This is a genomic window from Citrobacter freundii ATCC 8090 = MTCC 1658 = NBRC 12681 (assembly GCF_011064845.1).
Lineage (GTDB): Bacteria > Pseudomonadota > Gammaproteobacteria > Enterobacterales > Enterobacteriaceae > Citrobacter > Citrobacter freundii.
Map to the genome: position 1 here is coordinate 3,424,360 of NZ_CP049015.1, position 19,141 is coordinate 3,443,500.

A 19,141-nucleotide genomic window follows, 5' to 3' on the forward strand; every position below is an offset into this window, starting at 1 on the left:
AAAAAGCTCAACGTGATAATTTATTGCTAAACGTAACATTCCAAATTATTGCTTACCGTAACCCACCATAAAGCGAATAATCAAACCGCAAGCAGGAGCAAGAAACAGGAATAACCCGGTTACCATTTCGTTACCATTGGTCAATCGCATAGTAAAAAAGTAAATTAATGCCGTAAGGATGGCCATGCCGAGAAAAGCGCTGATTGACGCCGCAGCGCCCATAACCTGCCAGATATAGCAACTGACGCACAAAATGCTCAGAGCGAGAAAGATCCAGAAATAGAGCATAGCGATACCTCCTGTTTGCCGTAAACTTAACGTAAGTCCTTACACTCCCTTAACTTTATATTCTAAGACAATTCCTATCCTCGTGCAATTTCAGCAACATCTTAGTTACAAAAATCCTTCACCTGCATACTATTACTCTCTCGGGCAGACATTTATTTAATCTGCATAAAAACAACGGATTATATATAGGTTAATTTTTGTTCTTAATCGCCTTAAAAACATTTACGAATCTTGAGTAATTATTTCTGGCTGACATTAATTTTCGGGTGTACATTGTGCGTCCGATCATTCATGCCCCCTCGTGGTTTTGTCCTGACTCAGTTTTACACTCTTTACAGGAACCAATGTCGTTCATGGCGGCCTAACGATCAGTACAGAGTGTAAAGCGAAAGACAAAGAATCTTCGCGATACATCTATTTCGTATCAACAACAGGTGCTTATGTTCCCCCAATGTAAATTTTCACGCGCGTTTTTGCATCCGCGCTACTGGCTCACGTGGTTTGGTGTTGGAGTGCTCTGGTTACTGGTACAGCTTCCCTATCCCGTATTGTGTTTTCTTGGTACTCGTACAGGAACGCTGGCTCGTCCATTTTTAAAACGCCGTGAATCTATTGCACGTAAAAATCTCGAACTCTGTTTCCCAAATTTGTCGCAGGAAGAAAGAGACAAACTGGTCGATGAGAATTTCCGTTCACTCGGCATGGGGCTACTTGAAACAGGTATGGCCTGGTTCTGGCCGGACCGTCGGGTGCGTAAATGGTTTGATGTAGAAGGACTGGACAACCTGAAGCGCGCCCAGTTGCAAAATCGTGGCGTGATGGTTGTAGGTGTACACTTTATGTCGCTCGAGTTGGGTGGCCGCGTAATGGGGCTTTGTCAGCCAATGATGGCGACCTATCGCCCGCACAACAATAAGTTGATGGAGTGGATCCAAACCCGTGGTCGTATGCGCTCCAACAAGGCGATGATCGGCAGAAATAATCTACGTGGTATTGTCGGTGCTCTGAAAAAAGGAGAAGCCGTATGGTTTGCCCCCGATCAGGACTACGGTCGTAAAGGAAGCTCATTTGCCCCCTTCTTTGCCGTCAAAGATGTGGCAACCACCAACGGTACCTACGTGCTGTCGCGTTTGTCTGGTGCAGCGATGCTGACCGTAACCATGGTGAGAAAAGCAGATAACTCTGGTTATCGCCTGTTCATCACGCCTGAAATGGAAGGTTACCCGTCTGATGAGTGCCAGGCAGCGGCCTATATGAATAAAATTATCGAAAAAGAGATCATGCGCGCCCCCGAGCAGTATCTCTGGATCCACCGTCGCTTCAAAACGCGCCCGATGGGTGAAGCCTCGTTGTATATCTGAAAAGAAAGGCCGCAAGGCCTTTCTTTTTTTCTACGGCTGAATTACTTCACGCCCCATTTATTGTGGAGTTCAGTCATTCGTTCGCTATAGCTTCGGGCAATGCAGGCTGGCTCATCATCCTTCTCCTTCCAGCACTCGTTGCGTCCTTTGATCCAACCGCGCTGCTCTGCTTTTAACATCGGATCATTCTTCGATTTAGCCAGTGCCTGTTTAAAAATTTCGTTCAATTTCAGATCCATTGCAGAGAGCGATGGGCTCTGGCAAATAATATCTTCCGCACTTCCCTTTTGAACAGCAGAGCAGGAGTAAGACGGACCTGCGTTGGTCGATTTTTTCGCTGGAGAATAATCAATATTATCCTCCGGCAGGCAAACCCCGTGCTTACGATTAGGTCCAGTCCAGGATACGTCCGGATTTCCGTCATCTTTGCGGGAGATAGAAACGGTATTTTTACCACTTGTCGCCTCCCAATAGTTTTCATTGAAAGCCTTCACCGTCGCCTTCCCGCCATCAATCCAGACATTGCCTTTACCATCACTATTCACACCACCAATACTTGCGCAGCTGAAATTGAACGCCAGCGGCGAGGCCGCCATCGACGTCAACGGCGTAAGAGCGAGTGCTAACATCATTAACCTGGTCATTTTTAACCTTTTCATTATTAAATTCCGCGAAAAATTAACCGCATTAACATCATGGCGATATGAGAACTATCCGAGTAAGCATTCCGTCGCTCAATAGCAATTTATTACCGAGAGAAATTAAACTGTCGCCGAATCACGACACTTGTAAGTTATTAAAATTAAATAAAAAAATGCCTCTTGTCTCACCTCATTTTTAGGCGTACATTAGCGCCGTCTGGAGCATTAAAGCTCAGAATTCTGAGGTGATGCAGCCAAGTAAACGAGGGGAATTCTCCATTTCGTTTATGCGTGCATCAGCTCTCTGTCAGGTAAGCATATGTTCATTTAGACATACCCAAGGTATGCGGAGAGATGAAAAGTGAAATATTTCTTTATGGGCATTTCTTTTATGGTCATCGTTTGGGCCGGTACTTTCGCCCTGATGATCTAAATTAAAAGACGCAGCAAAAAACAGGAGCCATCAGGCTCCTGTTTGCATTTTGGGGGAACATTCGGTCAGTCGGTACTTTCAGAAGTCGATTTTGCACTGGTCGGTAACAGGCCATCTGCACGGAACATTGCTTTGATACCGCGAATAGCCTGACGGGTACGGTCACGGTTTTCAATTAACGCAAAACGCACATGCGTATCACCATAATCACCAAACCCAATCCCCGGTGAAACGCATACCTTCGCTTCATTCAGCAGTTTCTTGGCAAACTCAAGTGACCCCATCCCGGCGTATTGCTCTGGAATTTTCGCCCAAACGTACATCGAGGCTTTTGGCACCTCGACCATCCAGCCAGCTTCATGCAGCCCTTTGACCAGCACATCACGACGACGTTTATATTGCTCTGCAATATCTCGCACGCACTGCTGATCGCCTTCCAGCGCGGCGATAGCCGCAACCTGTAACGGTGTAAAGGTCCCGTAATCGTGATAGCTCTTAATTCGCGCCAGCGCGTTCACCAGCGTTTTATTGCCCACCATAAAACCGATACGCCAGCCCGCCATGTTGTAGCTTTTCGACAGGGTGAAAAATTCAACTGCGACATCGCGAGCGCCCGGTACCTGCATAATCGACGGCGCTTTCCAGCCGTCGTAGACAATATCGGCATAGGCCAGATCATGAACCACCAGCACGTCATAGCGTTTAGCCAGAGCCACAACTTTTTCGAAGAACTCCAGCTCGACGCATTGCGCAGTCGGGTTCGACGGGAAACCTAAGATCATCATCTTCGGTTTCGGATAGCTTTCGCGAATCGCGCGCTCCAGCTCATTAAAGAAATCGACGCCTTCGACCAGCGGCACAGATCGTACCTGCGCGCCGGCAATCACCGCGCCATAAATATGGATGGGATAACTTGGGTTGGGTACGAGGACCGTATCACCGTGATCGAGCGTTGCCAGCATCAGGTGCGCAAGTCCCTCTTTGGAACCGATGGTCACAATGGCTTCGGATTCAGGATCGATCTCAACGTCATAGCGTTCCTGGTACCAGCGGGAAATCGCCCGACGCAGACGCGGAATACCGCGAGAGGTGGAATAACCGTGCGTATCCGGGCGCTGCGCTACGGTACACAGTTTTTCAACAATGTGAGGAGGCGTGGCCCCATCCGGGTTCCCCATGCTGAAGTCGATAATATCTTCGCCGCGCCGACGCGCAGCCATCTTCAGTTCAGCCGTGATGTTAAAAACGTACGGGGGAAGGCGATCAATACGCGTAAAGCGACGTTCAGGGCGGGAGTCAGCCATAATATCCTCAGATTAACGTTAGCGCCCGGACCGTCCGAGCGACGCTGCCACGATGGTGGCACGTTTAGAAAATAGCCTGAATAATTTCCTTCTGTCGAGAGGCAAAACAAAATATTTTTTCCTGACAAAAAAGAGGAACAACATAGTAAAATGAGGAAATATTCATTTTCACAACCCGCTTAAAATTACCATCATTTAACATTTTGTTGTTAAATACATTACCTTGAACGCAGCGCTGACAGGACAGGTATTGTAAATACAACAATCATGCAACAATCCCCTTTTAATATTATGGTTTTTCCTCATTAGGCACAGGCTGCGTGGGCGCTGGTCATCCTGGCCCAGGTTACCTATCATAGAGGTTTAACCCTTGCGCAAGAGTCACCCGTGCACGAAATATTCAATATGCTGCTGGCGGTATTTGACCGGGCAGCACTGATGCTGTTCTGTCTGTTTTTCCTGATTCGTATCCGCCTGTTCCGCGAACTGTTGCACAAATCAGCCCACTCCCCAAAAGAGCTGCTCGCCGTTACCGCGATTTTCTCAATGTTTGCCCTGTTCAGTACCTGGTCCGGCGTACCGGTTGAAGGCTCACTGGTTAACGTGCGTATTATCGCGGTCATGTCAGGGGGGATTCTGTTTGGCCCGTGGGTCGGTATCATTACGGGCCTCATCGCGGGTACCCACCGCTATCTGATCGACATCGGCGGCGTCACCGCCCTGCCCTGTTTTATCACCAGTATTCTGGCAGGCTGTATTGCCGGGTGGATCAACCGTAAGATCCCTAAAGCGCAGCACTGGCGAGCGGGCATTTTAGGCGGAATGCTGTGCGAATCCCTGACGATGATCCTCGTCGTCGTCTGGGCCCCCTCTATCGCATTGGGACTGGATATTGTCTCAAAAATCGGTATCCCAATGATCCTGGGCAGCGTCTGCATTGGCTTTATCGTCATGCTGGTGCAAAGCGTGGAGGGCGAGAAAGAGGCCAGCGCCGCGAAGCAGGCCAAGCTGGCGCTGGATATTGCCAACAAAACCTTGCCGCTTTTTCGGCAGGTTAACAGCGAGTCGCTCCGCCAGGTATGCGAAATTATTCGCCATGACATCCATGCGGACGCCGTCGCGATTACCAATACCCAGCACGTTCTGGCCTACGTTGGCGTGGGGGAACTTAACTACCGTGATAACGATGATTTCGTCAGTCCTACCACTCAGCAGGCGATCAATTACGGAAAAATCATCATTAAAAACAATGATGAAGCGCATCGCACACCGGAAATACACTCCATGCTGGTGATCCCGCTGTGGGAGAAAGGTGTTGTCACCGGTACGCTAAAAATCTACTACTGTCACGCCCACCAGATAACCTCCTCGCTGCAGGAAATGGCTATTGGCCTGTCGCAAATTATCTCGACTCAGCTTGAAGTTTCCCGGGCGGAACAGCTACGCGAAATGGCAAATAAGGCAGAGCTACGCGCACTACAAAGTAAAATAAATCCTCATTTCCTGTTTAACGCCCTGAACGCGATTTCATCCTCGGTACGACTTAACCCAGACACCGCACGCCAGCTCATTTTTAATTTGTCGCGTTATCTTCGCTACAATATCGAATTAAAAGACGATGAGCAGATCGACATCAAAAAAGAGCTGTATCAAATCAAGGATTACATCGCCATCGAACAAGCGCGTTTTGGCGACAAACTAACGGTTATTTATGATATCGATGAAGAGGTAAGCTGTTATATTCCCAGCCTGCTGATTCAGCCGCTGGTAGAAAACGCTATCGTCCATGGGATTCAGCCCTGCAAAGGGAAAGGTGTGGTCACCATCAGCGTGGCGGAGTGTGGTAACCGGGTACGGATAGCCGTGCGGGATACGGGCCACGGTATCGATCCAAAAGTGATTGAACGGGTCGAATCCAATGAAATGCCGGGCAATAAAATTGGTCTATTGAATGTGCACCATCGCGTTAAGCTGCTCTACGGTGAGGGATTACATATCCGCCGTCTGGAGCCAGGCACTGAGATTGCCTTTTATGTACCGAATCAGCATTCGCCCGCAGCCGCACCGGCCACATTGTTGCTTTAACCAGGAGTGAAGTCGTGAAAGTCATCATTGTTGAAGATGAATTCCTGGCCCAACAGGAACTGAGCTGGCTGATAAAAGAGCACAGCCAGATGGAGATTGTCGGCACGTTTGACGATGGTCTGGACGTGCTGAAATATCTCCAGCACAACCGCGTTGACGCCATTTTTCTGGATATTAATATTCCCTCGCTGGACGGCGTATTGCTGGCACAAAATATCAGCCAGTTCGCGCATAAACCCTTTATTGTGTTTATTACCGCGTGGAAAGAGCACGCCGTTGAAGCCTTCGAACTGGAAGCTTTTGACTACATTCTGAAGCCGTACCAGGAATCACGCATTGTCAGCATGCTGCAAAAGCTGGAAGCCGCCTGGCAACAGCAGCAAACGGGAACTTCGCTCGCCAGTCCGGTGGCCCGCGAAAACGATACGATCAACCTGATCAAAGATGAGCGGATCATCGTGACCCCGATCAACGACATCTACTACGCAGAAGCCCATGAAAAGATGACGTTTGTCTACACCCGGCGCGAATCGTACGTGATGCCGATGAACATCACCGAATTTTGCAGCAAACTGCCGGCTTCGCATTTCTTCCGCTGCCACCGCTCGTTCTGCGTGAATCTGAATAAAATCCGCGAGATCGAACCCTGGTTTAACAATACCTATATTTTGCGCTTAAAAGATCTGGAATTTGAAATCCCGGTTAGTCGGAGTAAAGTGAAAGAGTTCAGACAGTTAATGCACTTATAGCGCAGAGAAAGAGCGATGAAAGAGCCAGGCCTTCCCGCAGACCAACAGTTTTTCGCCGATCTGTTCAGTGGCCTGGTGTTAAACCCACAGCGTCTGGGGCACGTGTGGTTCGCAACCCAGCCCACCACGTTACCGACCGGCAGTTTATGTATTGATCTTCCGCGCCTTGATATCGTGCTACGTGGGGAATACAGCAACCAACTGCAAAAACAGCAGCATAACCTGGCAGAAGGCGACATGCTGTTTATCCCGGCGAAAGCGGCCAATCTGCCCGGCGGCGACAAACCCGTGATGCTGCTGAGCCTGGTTTTTTCTCCGGCATGGCTGGGACTCTCTTTTTACGATAATCGAACTGCATCGCTGCTTCGTCCGGTACGCCGTATTGAGTTACCCCATCCACAGCGCGGCGAAGGCGAGGCGATGCTCACCGCATTAACGCATTTAAGCCGCTCTCCTCAGGCCCAGGATATCATTCAGCCGTTGGTGCTTAGTCTGCTGCATCTGTGTCGTAGCGTGGTGAATACCCGCCCAGACACAGAGCGCCCACGCGCTGAATTTCTCTATCATAGTATGTGTAATTGGATACAAGATAACTATGCCCAGCCGCTGACTCGCGAAAGCGTGGCGCAGTTTTTTAATATCACACCCAATCACCTGTCAAAAGTGTTTGCCCAGCACGGCACTATGGGGTTCGTCGAGTATCTGCGGTGGGTAAGAATGGCGAAGGCGCGCATTATCTTGCAGAAATACCATCTGTCGATTAGCGAAGTTGCACAGCGGTGTGGATACCATGACAGTGATTATTTCTGCCGCCTGTTCCGGCGTCAGTTTGGCCTGACGCCGGGAGAGTACGGCGCGCGTTTTCAGTCAGCGCGTTGATTATGTCAACACCTGCCAGGGCCGCCGCATCTTTGCTTTATGGTGAGTCGTTACAGCCGATGTCTGTGTGTTTAGCCCAATTGACCATTCCCTGGAAATCAACAATCACCACGGATTCATCGCCAACCACCCAAGCATCATGGCCTGGAGGAATGCGCGACAGCTCACCGGGCTTACAATCAAATTCGCTGCCATCATCCATTTTTACCCGCAGCACACCGGAAACGTGGTACTGAAAATGAGGGGCTTCGCAACTCTTCGTTCCAGCGATAGGTTGAACTGACGTAGACCACCGCCAGCCTGGCTCCAGGACAGCACGGCCGACGATTGCACCTCCCACATCGAGAAGCTCCAGTCGCCCGTGAGGGAACTCACGAACTTCGTCTGGAAGACCAAATGACTTCACTTCTGCTTTGTCCATTGCGCACCTCCTTAGGTTGATTACGCGCATGGCCGCTCTTAAATTATATCAGCAGCGGTCATTTATTGTACGATTCGTAATCTCAGCCAGGATCGTTGTAAAATAACGGCCTTTAGCTAAACCCTGCAGGCTTACTCAATAAAGTGAATATACGATGAAGAACAGACGTGCACTCTCCCTGATGTGTTTTCAGATGCTGGAATCAGGTGCGGATCGTCGGACCGTGAAAAGAGCCCTGACCTCCCGCCGTGTTAAAGGTCGCCAGGCGGTAGTTCTGCTCTGCAAGCAAGAGATGACGCTGTTGAGGGCCGGGAAACTACCGTTCTCTGATTGATAATTTCCCTTTCTGACCCTCTTATCCACTCTTGCTGTCAAACTTAAAACGTCAGTTCTGCCTCCAGCAGCGCAAGAATGCTCTCAGCATTTTCAGCGGCAAACAACGACTGGCGGAACTGCTTGTTCACCAGCTTGCGCGCCAGCTGCGAGAAGACCTTCACGTGGTTTATGCCTTCATCGGCACCCAGCGTCAGCATGATCACCAGTTCTACATCACCCATCTCAGACTGCCAGTCAACGGGCTGCAGAAGCCGGGCAATGCTGATGCTGGAATGGCGGATCCACTGGGATTTCGTGTGCGGAATAGCCACACCGAAGCCGACGGCGGTGGTGACGATCTCTTCGCGCTGCCAGACATCCTCTTCCAGTTCAAACGGATGTTCAGTCCGTCCATTAACGCCAAGATTGCCGCACAGGAACTGGATCACCTGCTCTTTGTTACTCAGAGATTCGCCGACAAAGATGTTCTCCAGCGCCAGCAGCGGACGCACATCTTTCTGCGGTGCAAACTGGTTTAGCAGATCTTCTATCTCCTGAGCGCTACGGCATTCGCAGGCCTGCATGGCGAGCTCACGACATGCCCGACCGTCCAGTTGACGAAGCTGGCTTTTTACCGCCGGAATACGTGGGCTGCTCATGCTCAGCTCGTCCAGCCCGAGGCCCAGAAGCAGCGGTAAATAACGTCCTTCACCGCCCAGTTCGCCGCAAATACCCACCCATTTACCGCGTTCGTGCGCCACGCGAATAATCTGCTGTAACATGCGCAGGAACGACGGCGTAATCGGGTTGTACAGCGGCGAAACGCGCGGGTTATTGCGATCAACGGCGTACAAATACTGGGTCATGTCATTTGAGCCAATACTGAAGAAATCCACCTCATCACAGAAATGGTCGATGATGTAACACACCGAAGGGACTTCAACCATAATTCCCAGTGAGATTGTCGGAGCATGACGTAAGCCGTCCGCTTTCAGCGCCACCAACGCTTTTTGCAGTTCGCTTTTTACCCATAAAATCTGGTCGAGGCTGTGCACCATCGGGATCATCAGTTGCGCATTGCCGAAGGTCGCCGCCCGTAAAATCGCGCGCAATTGAGTGCGAAAAAGCCCGGCAAACTCCGGATAAATCCGCACCGCGCGATAACCCAGGAACGGATTCTCTTCCTGCGGAATATTAAGATAGCGGATGTTCTTATCGCCGCCGATATCCATGGTGCGAAAGATAACCGGCTTGTCGCCCGCGGCCAGTAAGACCTGCTGGTAGGCTTCAAACTGTTCCTGCTCATCAGGTGCGCTGTCGCGGTCCATAAACAGCATTTCAGTACGAAACAGCCCAATCCCTTCCGCACCATTGGCAAACGCTCCCGGCGCTTCCAGCGCGGTACCGATATTCGCTGCAACGTCAATACGCTGATTATCTTTGGTCAACGCAGGCTGGGCGGCATCAAGCGCTTGCCGCCGCTGGCATTCATCGGCCAGCTTCTGCGCAATCGCGTAATAGCCGCGAACGGCATCGTCTGGATTGATGGCTAATACCCCACATCGGGCATCCAGTACCGCATGCTGCCCGGAATACCGGTTAAAGGCCGCCAGCGGCAAGCCGCTAAGTACTGGAATAGCTGACGCACGGGCAAGGATCAGGGTATGCGAAGTGCGCCCCGTTTTCTCCAGGATCATGCCAGACAGATGCTGCAAATCGAGGCTTAAAAACTGGCTGGGCGTCAGATCCTCAGCAACCAGAATTGTCGGTTTATTCAGCACCAACGCATTACGCGGCCGTCTTTCAGGCCAGGTGATGTGCAGCAACTGTTCGCTGATATCACGGATATCACTGACGCGTTCGCGCAGGTAATCACTACCGGAGGCCGACAGCTTGTCGCACACCAGCTCCATATTGGCAATGATTGCCGCCCCTAGCCCCAGATGTTGCTCCAGCATTAAGCGGCGAATATTCCCGGCAAACTCGTCATCCTGAATCAGAGACAGATGCGCGCTAAGGATGGTTTTACTCTCGCCGTCGCGCTCGCGCAGCTGCTGATTGAGCTGTTCGGCAAGCGTCGCCAGACTATGCTCCAGCCGGGTATTGTCTTCCGCACTCGCCGCAATCTCACGATAACTTTCCAGGTTATCACTCTGCCAAAGCGTGAGCGTACCTGCTCCCACGCCCCCTGCCAGCACGCTGCCGTACAGCAGGTCCGGGTTGAGGCGAATCAGCGAACGCGGCAACGGGTGCGCCGCCAGTTCCGCCGGGGTCGGCTGAACGCTATCGCTGTCAATAAACCGGTGCTGCAGGTACTCCTCCAGCGCTCGCCGGGCCTGTTCTTCATCGCGACCAGTAATGGACAGGCTGCAACTGTCGTTAAACAGCGTTCCGGTGCCTATCAGCGCCAGCGAGCTTTTCGCATCCGCCCGCGCATTCTGGCGATGATTAATAAATACCACCTCACTTTGCCACTGGCTGCATTGTTCTTTCAGCTCCCACGCCGGACGCGCATGCAGACCATTGGGTAACGGGCAAAGAAATTGAATCGTTAGCATAACAACTCCTGATTAGCGCGAAATCAGCACCTGAAATCCGTCAGATGAGCCACGGTTTCGCACGTAAGATGTGAAATAAGAGCCGACAACAGCTGCTGCGTCTGGATGATGTCCCGGCAGTCGGCAATCGACGCCGCGCAATGTCCATACCGTGTGGCGGGTCCCATGACAACCGTTGGGATCCCTGTGCCGCTTACGTGCACCGCCCCGCCGTCGGTGCCGCCGTTACTGAACATATCGAGCTGCAGGGAAATACCCGCGTCAGCGGCCATGCTTTCAACCCACACCGTCAGCTTTGGCGGTGCAATCAGCGATTTATCGCTCAGCACCAGCATCGGACCTTTGCCGAGCTGCCGATGGTTGGCCACACTGTAATCAAAGTTTTTGGCCCAGCAGGCGGTATCCAGCACAAATGCCACATCCGGTGCGACAACGCGTGCAGCCGTTTGTCCTCCGCGCAGTCCCACTTCTTCACTGGAACTGGCCACCAGCCAGACCTCGCAAGGAAGGATGGCGTTATGCCATTCACGCAGTAGCGCCACCAGCAAATAACATCCAAGACGGTCATCAAAGGCTTTGCCCATGATTCGCTGGTGCGGCAAGACCTGAAAGGTTGTGTCGAATGTGACGCGATCGCCGGGGCGTACGCCGGCCTGGAGTACCTCATCATAAGATCGCGCGCCAATATCTACCCGCAGCGTATTGACCTCATTACCGCATCGCTCTCCGTCGAGCAGACCGGGAATTTTGCTCTCTTCACGGGTGGTGATCCGCACCGGCTGCAGTTGTCTGGCCGCCATACGCACATTTCCCACCGGCAATACATCGATCGCCCCTTCGCTGGAAATACTACGCACGATAAACCCCACTTCATCCATATGCGCGCAGATCATCACCTTCGGACCGGTTGATTCATTGAGACGGATCAGCACCGATCCCAGACCATCGAAGCGCACCTCTTTATTAAGACGATCCGCCTCCTCAAGCAGGATCTGCCGCACTTCCTGTTCTGACGAGGCGATCGCGTCCGCCTCGCTCAGCGCCTTTAGTAACGATAAATCCATTACGCCTCTCCCGTGTGTAGCAATGTTTTCGCCATGGTATAGAGCACCTCTCCGCCGTCAGGCGTAACCAGCACAACATCTTCAATACGCACCCCCCCCTGCCCCGGCAGATAAATACCCGGCTCAACGGTGAGCAGCATGCCAGCGACCAGAGGTGTTGTGTCAGCGGGGGAAAAATGTGGATTTTCATGCACTTCAATGCCGATAGCATGTCCGGTGTTGTGACCAAATGCATCGCCATAGCCCGCCTGGGTAATGACTCGCCTGGCTGCGGCGTCTACCTCATTGCATCGCGCACCTGGTCGAATTGCCGCCACCGCGGCACGCTGCGCCGCAAGGACAATCTGGTACACGGCAAACAGCGCGCTTTCTTCCGCTGGCTGGTTCGCATCGGGGATGCGAAAGGTTCGCGTCATATCCGAACAATAACCCTGATACAGCGCGCCAAAATCCAGCGTGATGAACTCACCCGCCTCAACACGTTTGTCGCTGGCTTTGCCGTGTGGCAGCGCACCGCGCCAGCCGCTGGCGACAATGGTGTCAAAAGAAGCTTTATCTGCGCCGAGCGTGCGCATAAACCACTCCAGTTCAGCGGCAATTTCGCGCTCACTGAGACCGGGTTGAATAAAGCGTCGTATATGTTCCGCGCTGAGGTCAGCTATCCGGCAGGCTTCGCGTATGCAGGCTATTTCCTGCGCCGTTTTCACCTGCCGGAGCACATCCGGTACGGCGCTCACCAGTCGGGCACGCAGTTTTTCCGACCACGCGTTCGCCGTTTCCCAGCTTACTTGCTCACCTTCGAATCCCACCGTCTGCAGCTTTTCGTGTGCAATAATGTGATTCACCTGCGAATACAGCGTCTGCGTTCCATCGAGCCGATGGATCTGATAGCCCTGAGTACGCGTGGCAACATCGGTGTAGTAACGGGCATCAACCAGGATATGCGCACTTTCATGGCTGATAAACACAAACCCTGAACTGCTGGAGATCCCCATATGCGGCTGTTTGTTCTGCCGTGATGACAACAGCATCGCGTCAAGTTGTTGCGCCGTTAACCAGTCGCGCAGTGAAGCAAGTAAGCTCATAGTTACAATCCTTTTAATCAGAGGCTTTCAATCAGCAACTTGCCTTTGCGATACATCAGATGGCGAAGGAACACCACCATCAGCGCCGTAATCACCGCGCCTAACAGGATCCCCGCCATATAGACGCCGAGGTTAGTCACCAGCGGCCACGCCCAGATAGCGGATTCCGGGAACCACTGCACGGCCCCCAGCCAGACGGCAGCCGTCGACCCGACAATGGCGCCAACCATATAAGAAGGAATTGCGGTGATGGGACTTTCCAGTGCAAACGGGATCGCCCCTTCGCTGATGCCCATAAATGCGAGGAACATTGCCGTTTTCCCCTGCGGGTAAAGCTGTGCGCTGAACAGGCGTTTGCCGGTTAAGCGACGGTCAATAAGCGTGGCCAGTCCGAGGCCAATCGGCGGAATGACAATCGCAATAGAGCGCGCGGTGACCGGCAGAACGTGATCGGTAGTAAAGCTGAAGGCGACAAAACCTGCGGCTTTATTAATCGGGCCGCCGAGGTCAATCGCCGTTGCCGCGGAAATTCCCATCGCGTACATCAGCGTGCCTTTCTCGCCAGCCGCCGTCAGCAAAGTACGGATCCCGCCGTTAATCCAGCCGCCAAACGGCGTTATCACGTAATACATCGCCAGCATGACGAAAATGGCGGAGAGAATGGGCAGTAAAAAGGTGGTTTTGAATGCCAGCAGGAAATCAGGCAGCTGGATTTTTTGGTTCATCCACTTCACCAGATACCCGGCGACAATCGAGATAATCAGCGCACCAATAAAGGTTGACGGAACCGGAGCACTGGTTACCCATTGCAGCGTTGATGGGTCAAAATTCAGTATCTGTGTCGGCTGAGTAGACATCAGCCCGCCAATGAACCCCGCCGGAAACGCCAGCTTGCCGCCGATGGAGTTGGCGACAAACGCGGCAAACATCGGAATAGCAAAACCAAACAGCACGCCGCCAAAAGATTGCGACAGCCAGGCAAACTTCAGTAATGAGAGATTAAAACCGGTAAATTTTCCGCTGTTCAGCGCATCCATGATGCCAGTGTCAGCAGGAATATCGAGCCAGCTATAGGCGATCAGTTGCGAGAAGGCGAGAATCACCCCGCCCATAATTAACGTCGGCACCATGCGTGAAATACCCGACATCACATGTTGCGGAAGTTCGCCCCAGAAGCTATTGCGGGAGGCCGGTGGATTTTTTATTGCCGCTGCCGCACCAGATGCGCCAGGCACAACGGTTGCACTGCGTTTTTTAATGGCCATATGTAATTCCCTGTCGATGATTATTGTTGTTCAGCGGCAACCATCTCTTCGATCTCTTTAATGATGCCGGCAGCATTTTTTATCGCGTCCTGTAGCGTAATTTCGTAGACATCACGCGACTCAAAACGCTCGTTATCTTCTGGAGTTACGGCAACTGAATGGATGATTAACGTCGCCTCAGCAATATCCTGCGCCGTCAGGCGATTTTGTATTCCGTCGGCACCCTGGGTTTCGATTTTCACTTCATAACCGGCTTCAACCGCGGCTTCTTCCAGCGCCTGAGCCGCCATAAAGGTGTGGGCCAGCCCCATTGGGCACGCGCAGACGGCAATTAATTTTTTACTCATAATCATTTCCTCGTAATAGTTAACGAGTGAAATTATGGTCCGAGGAAAGTAACAACCGTTATCAGACAAATAATGCTTTTACTGGACAAATAATCCAGCAATCAGGAAGTGTGACGAAGGTCGGAAAGGTGGGCGGCAGGCATAAAAAAACCGCGTGATTTACGCGGTTTTGCAGATTTCTGATTGAAGAATTAAAGAATATGGCCCAGCGTCTGACGCAAATGCGCACCTGCGCCAAGTAGTCCAGGATTATCGTGCACAATCAGGTACACCGGAATATCCTGCACGTAGGCTTTAAAACGGCCTTTATCTTCAAAACCACCGCGGAAGCCTGAAGCCTTAAAGAAGTCGAGGAAGCGCGGCACGATACCACCAGCGATGTACACACCGCCAAACGTGCCCAGCGTTAACGCCAGATCGCCACCAAAACGCCCCATAATGACGCAGAACAGCGACAGCGCGCGGCGGCAGTCGATACAGGAATCTTCCAGCGCGCGGGCAGTGATATCCTTCGGCTGCAGATTTTCCGGCAACCGCCCGTCTGATTTGACGATGGCGCGATACAGATTCACCAGCCCCGGACCGGACAGCACGCGTTCTGCGGAAACATGGCCAATTTCGGCGCGCAGGACTTCAAGGATAATTCCTTCTTCTTCGCTGTTAGGCGCAAAATCTACATGACCGCCTTCACCGGGCAGGCTCACCCAGCGTTTGTCCACGTGCACCAGATGCGCCACGCCGAGCCCGGTTCCTGCGCCATAGACGGCTATCGGTTTACCTTCAACAGGTTCCGCGCCACCAAACTGGATCAAATGCTCTTTTTTCAGCATCGGGATCGCCATCGACACGGCGGTGAAATCATTGATGATTTCCAGATGGCTAAAGCCCAGATTTTTTTTCATCTCAGCAATAGAGAATGCCCAGGTATGGTTGGTCATTGCCACCCAGTCGCCAGTAATCGGACAGGCAATGGCAATGCAGCCATCTTCGACGCTGACGCTATGCTCATCCAGGTACACGCGCACCACGGCTTCCAGACTAGGGTAATCCAGCCCGGAATAGGTTTTTGCCTGCGAAATCTCGCCGCTGGCAATATCGCACAGAGCAAGACGCGCGTTGGTGCCGCCAACATCCCCTACTAAAGCATATTTTGTCATTCTTCCACTGCTCCGCTAAAGTCAGATTAAATCTTTGCCACACTGTAAATTCATGGGGACATAACAACAACGGTCTGAAGGCTGATGCCCGTGGAAAATCGATCCAGATCACACAATTACTTTATCGTTTCAGCATCATTTGCAGCGATGCCGTCAGGCATGCTGTGCAAACTATTTCTATGACTCTGTTTTAAGGAATACAAAATGCTCCATCCGCGAGCCAGAACGATGCTCTTGCTATCAACCCCAGCGCTAATCATTGGCATAGCGTCCAGCCTGGTGTTGATCGTTGTGATGAAAGTGGCTTCCGTTTTACAGCAGTTTTTGTGGGAACGTCTGCCTGTTAGCATCGGTATAGCCCAGGACTCTCCGGTCTGGATTATCGGTATGCTGACGCTCACGGGGATCATGGTCGGGTTAGTTATCCGTTACAGCCATGGTCACGCAGGTCCGGATCCGGCCTGTGAACCGTTAATTGGTATGCCGGTGCCAACTTCAGCACTACCGGGCCTGCTGGCAGCGCTAATCCTTGGCCTCGCGGGTGGCGTCAGTCTGGGTCCGGAACACCCCATCATGACCGTAAATATCGCTCTGGCAGTGGCACTTGGTAGCCGCATGTTTCCCCGCATTGCGAAACTGGACTGGACCATTCTCGCCTCTGCCGGCACCATCGGCGCGCTATTTGGCACCCCCGTTGCCGCTGCGCTGATATTTTCGCAAACGCTGAATAGCTCAAACGATGTGCCCTTGTGGGATCGCCTGTTCGCGCCGTTAATGGCCGCGGCCGCGGGTTCGCTAACCACCAGCCTGTTTTTTCACCCCCATTTTTCACTGCCCATCGCGCACTACACGCAGATGCACTTGATCGATATCCTCAGCGGCGCGGTTGTTGCCGCAATCGCTATTGCTGCCGGAATGGTAGCCGTCTGGTGTCTGCCACGTTTGCACCATTTAATGCATCGATTAAAACACCCGGTACTGATCCTCGGGGCAGGCGGTTTTATCCTTGGAATTTTGGGTGTTATCGGCGGGCCGCTTACCTTGTTTAAGGGACTGGACGAAATGCAGCAGATGGCGTTTAGCCAAACGCTGGGGACATCGGATTATTTCATGCTCGCCGTAATTAAGCTGGCGGCGTTAGTAGTTGCGGCAGCGAGTGGTTTTCGCGGAGGGCGAATATTCCCGGCGGTATTCGTTGGTGTCGCCTTGGGTCTGATGCTGCACGCCCATGTTGAAGCGGTGCCGGCTGCCATCACGGTTTCTTGCTGTATCCTCGGGCTGGTGCTGGTCGTCACCCGCGACGCCTGGCTGAGCCTGTTTATGGCAGCAGTAGTGGTACCAGATTCCACCCTGCTGCCGCTGCTGTGCATCGTCATGCTGCCCGCCTGGCTGCTGCTGGCAGGCAAGCCGTTGATGGTCGCTGAGCGCCCTGATAAATAACTATCCGCTGTTGCGAGATTCCAGCGCACGGGTCACCGTGCGCAATAATTCAGGAAGATCGGCTTTCGGTAGCACCACCTCAATTAACGATAATCGTTGCGGATGGGACAGCCTGGCCAAAACTTCCTCCAGCTGTACCGCCTGCCTCACCCGCCAACATTCCGCCTGACATTCACGACTAAACGCCTGCGGCACCATCGTCCAGCTCCAGGCGGCGATATCGTTATAGCGCTGATTTGCCCCGTGTATGGCCCGCTCCACGGTATAGCCGTCATTGTTGAGGAGTAAAATAACGGGTGATTGCCCGTCTCTGAGCATGGAGCCCAGCTCCTGAATGGTGAGCTGCGCCGCGCCATCGCCAATAATCAGGATCACCCGACGGTCCGGACAGGCCGTTTGCGCGCCGAATGCCGCCGGTAGCGCGTAGCCAATAGATCCCCACAACGGTTGAACCAGTACTTCCGCCCCGCAAGGTAATGAGAGCGCAGCCGCGCCAAAGGCGGCGGTTCCCTGATCGACGAGGATAATGTCATTAGGCGCCAGATACTGCTGCACCGTATGCCAGAAGTTTTCCTGCGTCAGAGGCCCCTTCTCAACCTGAATGCGCGCAACTGGCGGACGTTCTGGCGGCAGTGAAAACGACATTTCCAGACACAGCTCCCGCAATGTGGTGACCGCCTGCTCCATCGGGATGTTAAACCAGCTGGTTCCAATCCGTGAGGCATGTGGCTGAACCTCAATGGTGCGCTCCTGCGGTAGCTGTTGCGTAAACCCGGCGGTCAGGGTGTCGACAAATTGTGTGCCGACACAAAATATCGTGTCGGCATCTTCGATAGCCAGACGAACATAATCGCTACTGGCTCCGGCACTGTATGTGCCAACAAACGCCGGATGACGTTCATCGAACAGCCCTTTGCCCATCAACAACGTAGCGTGGGCCATCGGCGTTTCCGCCATCCAGCGCTGTAAAACCGGCTGCAAACCAAAACGTAGCGCGAGAAAGTCCGCGAGCAGCGCGACGCGCGGGCTGTCCAACAATCGTTCACGGGCATGGTAGCGAAACGATTCTGCCACACTGCTCTCCGGCTCGCTCAGAGGAACAATCAGGATGTCATTCGGTGGTGTGGCGGGCTGTTTTGCCACATCAGCAGGTAACATCAGATAGCCCGGCCTGCGTTCGATGAGCATTGCTCGCAACACGCGGTCAATTTCATAACAGGCGTTTTGTTCATCCAGTACCGCGCTCGCCGTCGTCACCGCCTGCTGCATACGGTAAAAATGTTGAAAGTCACCATCACCCAGCGTGTGATGCATCAACTCCCCACGACGCTGTGCACCGCGACAGGGCGCGCCAACAATATGCAAAACAGGAACATATTCCGCATAACTTCCTGCAATACCGTTAATCGCACTTAACTCGCCCACACCAAACGTGGTGAGCAGCGCCCCTACCCCGGAGACCCGTGCATAGCCATCTGCCGCATAAGCCGCATTCAACTCGTTCGCACACCCGACCCAACATACGTTGGGATGTTCAATCACGTGGTCAAGAAACTGCAAATTATAATCGCCTGGCACACCAAAGAGATGGCCGACGCCACAGCCTGCCAGCCTGTCCAGCAGATAATCAGCAACGGAATACGGGGTTTGCATGACAGCTATCCTTCTGACGGTAACCTCATGTTGAGTATCGAAGAACTGTGATGACTGTCCAGGAAAGTCGCTGTGAAGGGGTGGAAAGCAGGATTT

At 52.6% G+C, this 19,141-nt stretch carries 18 protein-coding genes; 7 read left to right on the top strand and 11 right to left on the bottom strand.

Features of this window, described 5'->3' with window-relative positions:
- Nucleotides 1-45 precede the first annotated feature (45 nt).
- The gene (locus G4551_RS16590; RefSeq protein WP_003028231.1) at nucleotides 46-288 is read right to left on the bottom strand and encodes a YfdY family protein; all 243 of its coding nucleotides are present in this window, start codon (nucleotides 286-288) and stop codon (nucleotides 46-48) included.
- A 440-nt stretch (nucleotides 289-728) separates the two neighbouring features.
- Here G4551_RS16590 and lpxP point away from each other — a divergent pair, with 440 nt between their 5' ends.
- On the top strand, nucleotides 729-1,649 hold the full coding sequence (lpxP, locus tag G4551_RS16595; RefSeq protein WP_003839269.1) for a kdo(2)-lipid IV(A) palmitoleoyltransferase: 921 nt from the start codon (nucleotides 729-731) through the stop codon (nucleotides 1,647-1,649).
- Nucleotides 1,650-1,690: 41 nt separating this feature from the next.
- Here lpxP and G4551_RS16600 read toward each other — a convergent pair whose 3' ends face one another.
- Nucleotides 1,691-2,308 carry a lysozyme inhibitor LprI family protein gene (locus G4551_RS16600; RefSeq protein ID WP_003839265.1) on the bottom strand — a complete coding sequence of 206 codons (618 nt, stop codon included), beginning with the start codon at nucleotides 2,306-2,308 and terminating at the stop codon, nucleotides 1,691-1,693.
- Between the two features lie 343 nt (nucleotides 2,309-2,651).
- On the opposite strand from G4551_RS16600, the gene ypdK reads away from it, so the two are divergent.
- Nucleotides 2,652-2,723: a membrane protein YpdK gene (ypdK, locus tag G4551_RS16605; protein WP_010723117.1), complete on the top strand. Its 72-nt coding sequence runs from the start codon at nucleotides 2,652-2,654 to the stop codon at nucleotides 2,721-2,723.
- Between the two features lie 65 nt (nucleotides 2,724-2,788).
- Here the strand turns inward: ypdK and alaC are convergent, their stop codons facing one another.
- Nucleotides 2,789-4,027, bottom strand: a complete 1,239-nt coding sequence (alaC, locus tag G4551_RS16610; RefSeq protein ID WP_003028236.1) for an alanine transaminase — start codon at nucleotides 4,025-4,027, stop codon at nucleotides 2,789-2,791.
- Nucleotides 4,028-4,414: 387 nt separating this feature from the next.
- On the opposite strand from alaC, the gene G4551_RS16615 reads away from it, so the two are divergent.
- Genes G4551_RS16615 through G4551_RS16625 form a run of 3 tightly spaced genes read left to right on the top strand, consistent with a single transcriptional unit; the run spans nucleotide 4,415 to nucleotide 7,740 of the window.
- Nucleotides 4,415-6,112 (top strand): sensor histidine kinase, encoded by a 1,698-nt coding sequence (locus tag G4551_RS16615; RefSeq protein ID WP_003839259.1) that lies wholly within the window; start codon nucleotides 4,415-4,417, stop codon nucleotides 6,110-6,112.
- 14 nt (nucleotides 6,113-6,126) lie between these two features.
- Nucleotides 6,127-6,861, top strand: a complete 735-nt coding sequence (gene ypdB / locus G4551_RS16620) for a two-component system response regulator YpdB (RefSeq protein WP_003028240.1) — start codon at nucleotides 6,127-6,129, stop codon at nucleotides 6,859-6,861.
- Nucleotides 6,862-6,876: 15 nt separating this feature from the next.
- The gene (locus G4551_RS16625; RefSeq protein ID WP_003839254.1) at nucleotides 6,877-7,740 is read left to right on the top strand and encodes an AraC family transcriptional regulator; all 864 of its coding nucleotides are present in this window, start codon (nucleotides 6,877-6,879) and stop codon (nucleotides 7,738-7,740) included.
- Between the two features lie 37 nt (nucleotides 7,741-7,777).
- On the opposite strand, the gene G4551_RS16630 is transcribed toward G4551_RS16625, so the two are convergent.
- Nucleotides 7,778-8,161 carry a cupin domain-containing protein gene (locus G4551_RS16630; protein WP_003028244.1) on the bottom strand — a complete coding sequence of 128 codons (384 nt, stop codon included), beginning with the start codon at nucleotides 8,159-8,161 and terminating at the stop codon, nucleotides 7,778-7,780.
- 154 nt (nucleotides 8,162-8,315) lie between these two features.
- On the opposite strand from G4551_RS16630, the gene G4551_RS16635 reads away from it, so the two are divergent.
- Nucleotides 8,316-8,495 (top strand): hypothetical protein, encoded by a 180-nt coding sequence (locus G4551_RS16635; protein ID WP_071524306.1) that lies wholly within the window; start codon nucleotides 8,316-8,318, stop codon nucleotides 8,493-8,495.
- 43 nt (nucleotides 8,496-8,538) lie between these two features.
- On the opposite strand, the gene ptsP is transcribed toward G4551_RS16635, so the two are convergent.
- From ptsP to glk, 6 genes are all read right to left on the bottom strand, one after another.
- The gene (gene ptsP / locus G4551_RS16640; protein ID WP_003839252.1) at nucleotides 8,539-11,034 is read right to left on the bottom strand and encodes a phosphoenolpyruvate--protein phosphotransferase; all 2,496 of its coding nucleotides are present in this window, start codon (nucleotides 11,032-11,034) and stop codon (nucleotides 8,539-8,541) included.
- 23 nt (nucleotides 11,035-11,057) lie between these two features.
- Nucleotides 11,058-12,098, bottom strand: coding sequence for an aminopeptidase (gene ypdE, locus G4551_RS16645; RefSeq protein ID WP_003839250.1), 1,041 nt, complete (start codon nucleotides 12,096-12,098; stop codon nucleotides 11,058-11,060).
- Nucleotides 12,098-13,183 carry an aminopeptidase gene (gene ypdF, locus G4551_RS16650; RefSeq protein ID WP_003839248.1) on the bottom strand — a complete coding sequence of 362 codons (1,086 nt, stop codon included), beginning with the start codon at nucleotides 13,181-13,183 and terminating at the stop codon, nucleotides 12,098-12,100. Before ypdF ends, ypdE begins: the two co-directional genes overlap by 1 nt.
- A 17-nt stretch (nucleotides 13,184-13,200) precedes the next feature.
- The gene (locus G4551_RS16655) at nucleotides 13,201-14,448 is read right to left on the bottom strand and encodes a PTS fructose transporter subunit IIC (RefSeq protein ID WP_003028252.1); all 1,248 of its coding nucleotides are present in this window, start codon (nucleotides 14,446-14,448) and stop codon (nucleotides 13,201-13,203) included.
- A 20-nt stretch (nucleotides 14,449-14,468) separates the two neighbouring features.
- A complete protein-coding gene (locus G4551_RS16660; protein WP_003028254.1) occupies nucleotides 14,469-14,795 on the bottom strand; it encodes a PTS fructose transporter subunit IIB in 327 nt (108 codons plus the stop codon).
- Between the two features lie 191 nt (nucleotides 14,796-14,986).
- A complete protein-coding gene (gene glk, locus G4551_RS16665) occupies nucleotides 14,987-15,952 on the bottom strand; it encodes a glucokinase (protein ID WP_003028256.1) in 966 nt (321 codons plus the stop codon).
- Nucleotides 15,953-16,156: 204 nt separating this feature from the next.
- Between glk and G4551_RS16670 the strand changes: the two genes are divergently transcribed.
- Entirely contained in the window at nucleotides 16,157-17,392 is a 1,236-nt protein-coding gene (locus G4551_RS16670; RefSeq protein WP_003839246.1) for an ion channel protein, read from the top strand.
- Here the strand turns inward: G4551_RS16670 and G4551_RS16675 are convergent, their stop codons facing one another.
- A complete protein-coding gene (locus G4551_RS16675) occupies nucleotides 17,393-19,045 on the bottom strand; it encodes an alpha-keto acid decarboxylase family protein (protein ID WP_003839245.1) in 1,653 nt (550 codons plus the stop codon).
- Between the last annotated feature and the right edge of the window lie 96 nt (nucleotides 19,046-19,141).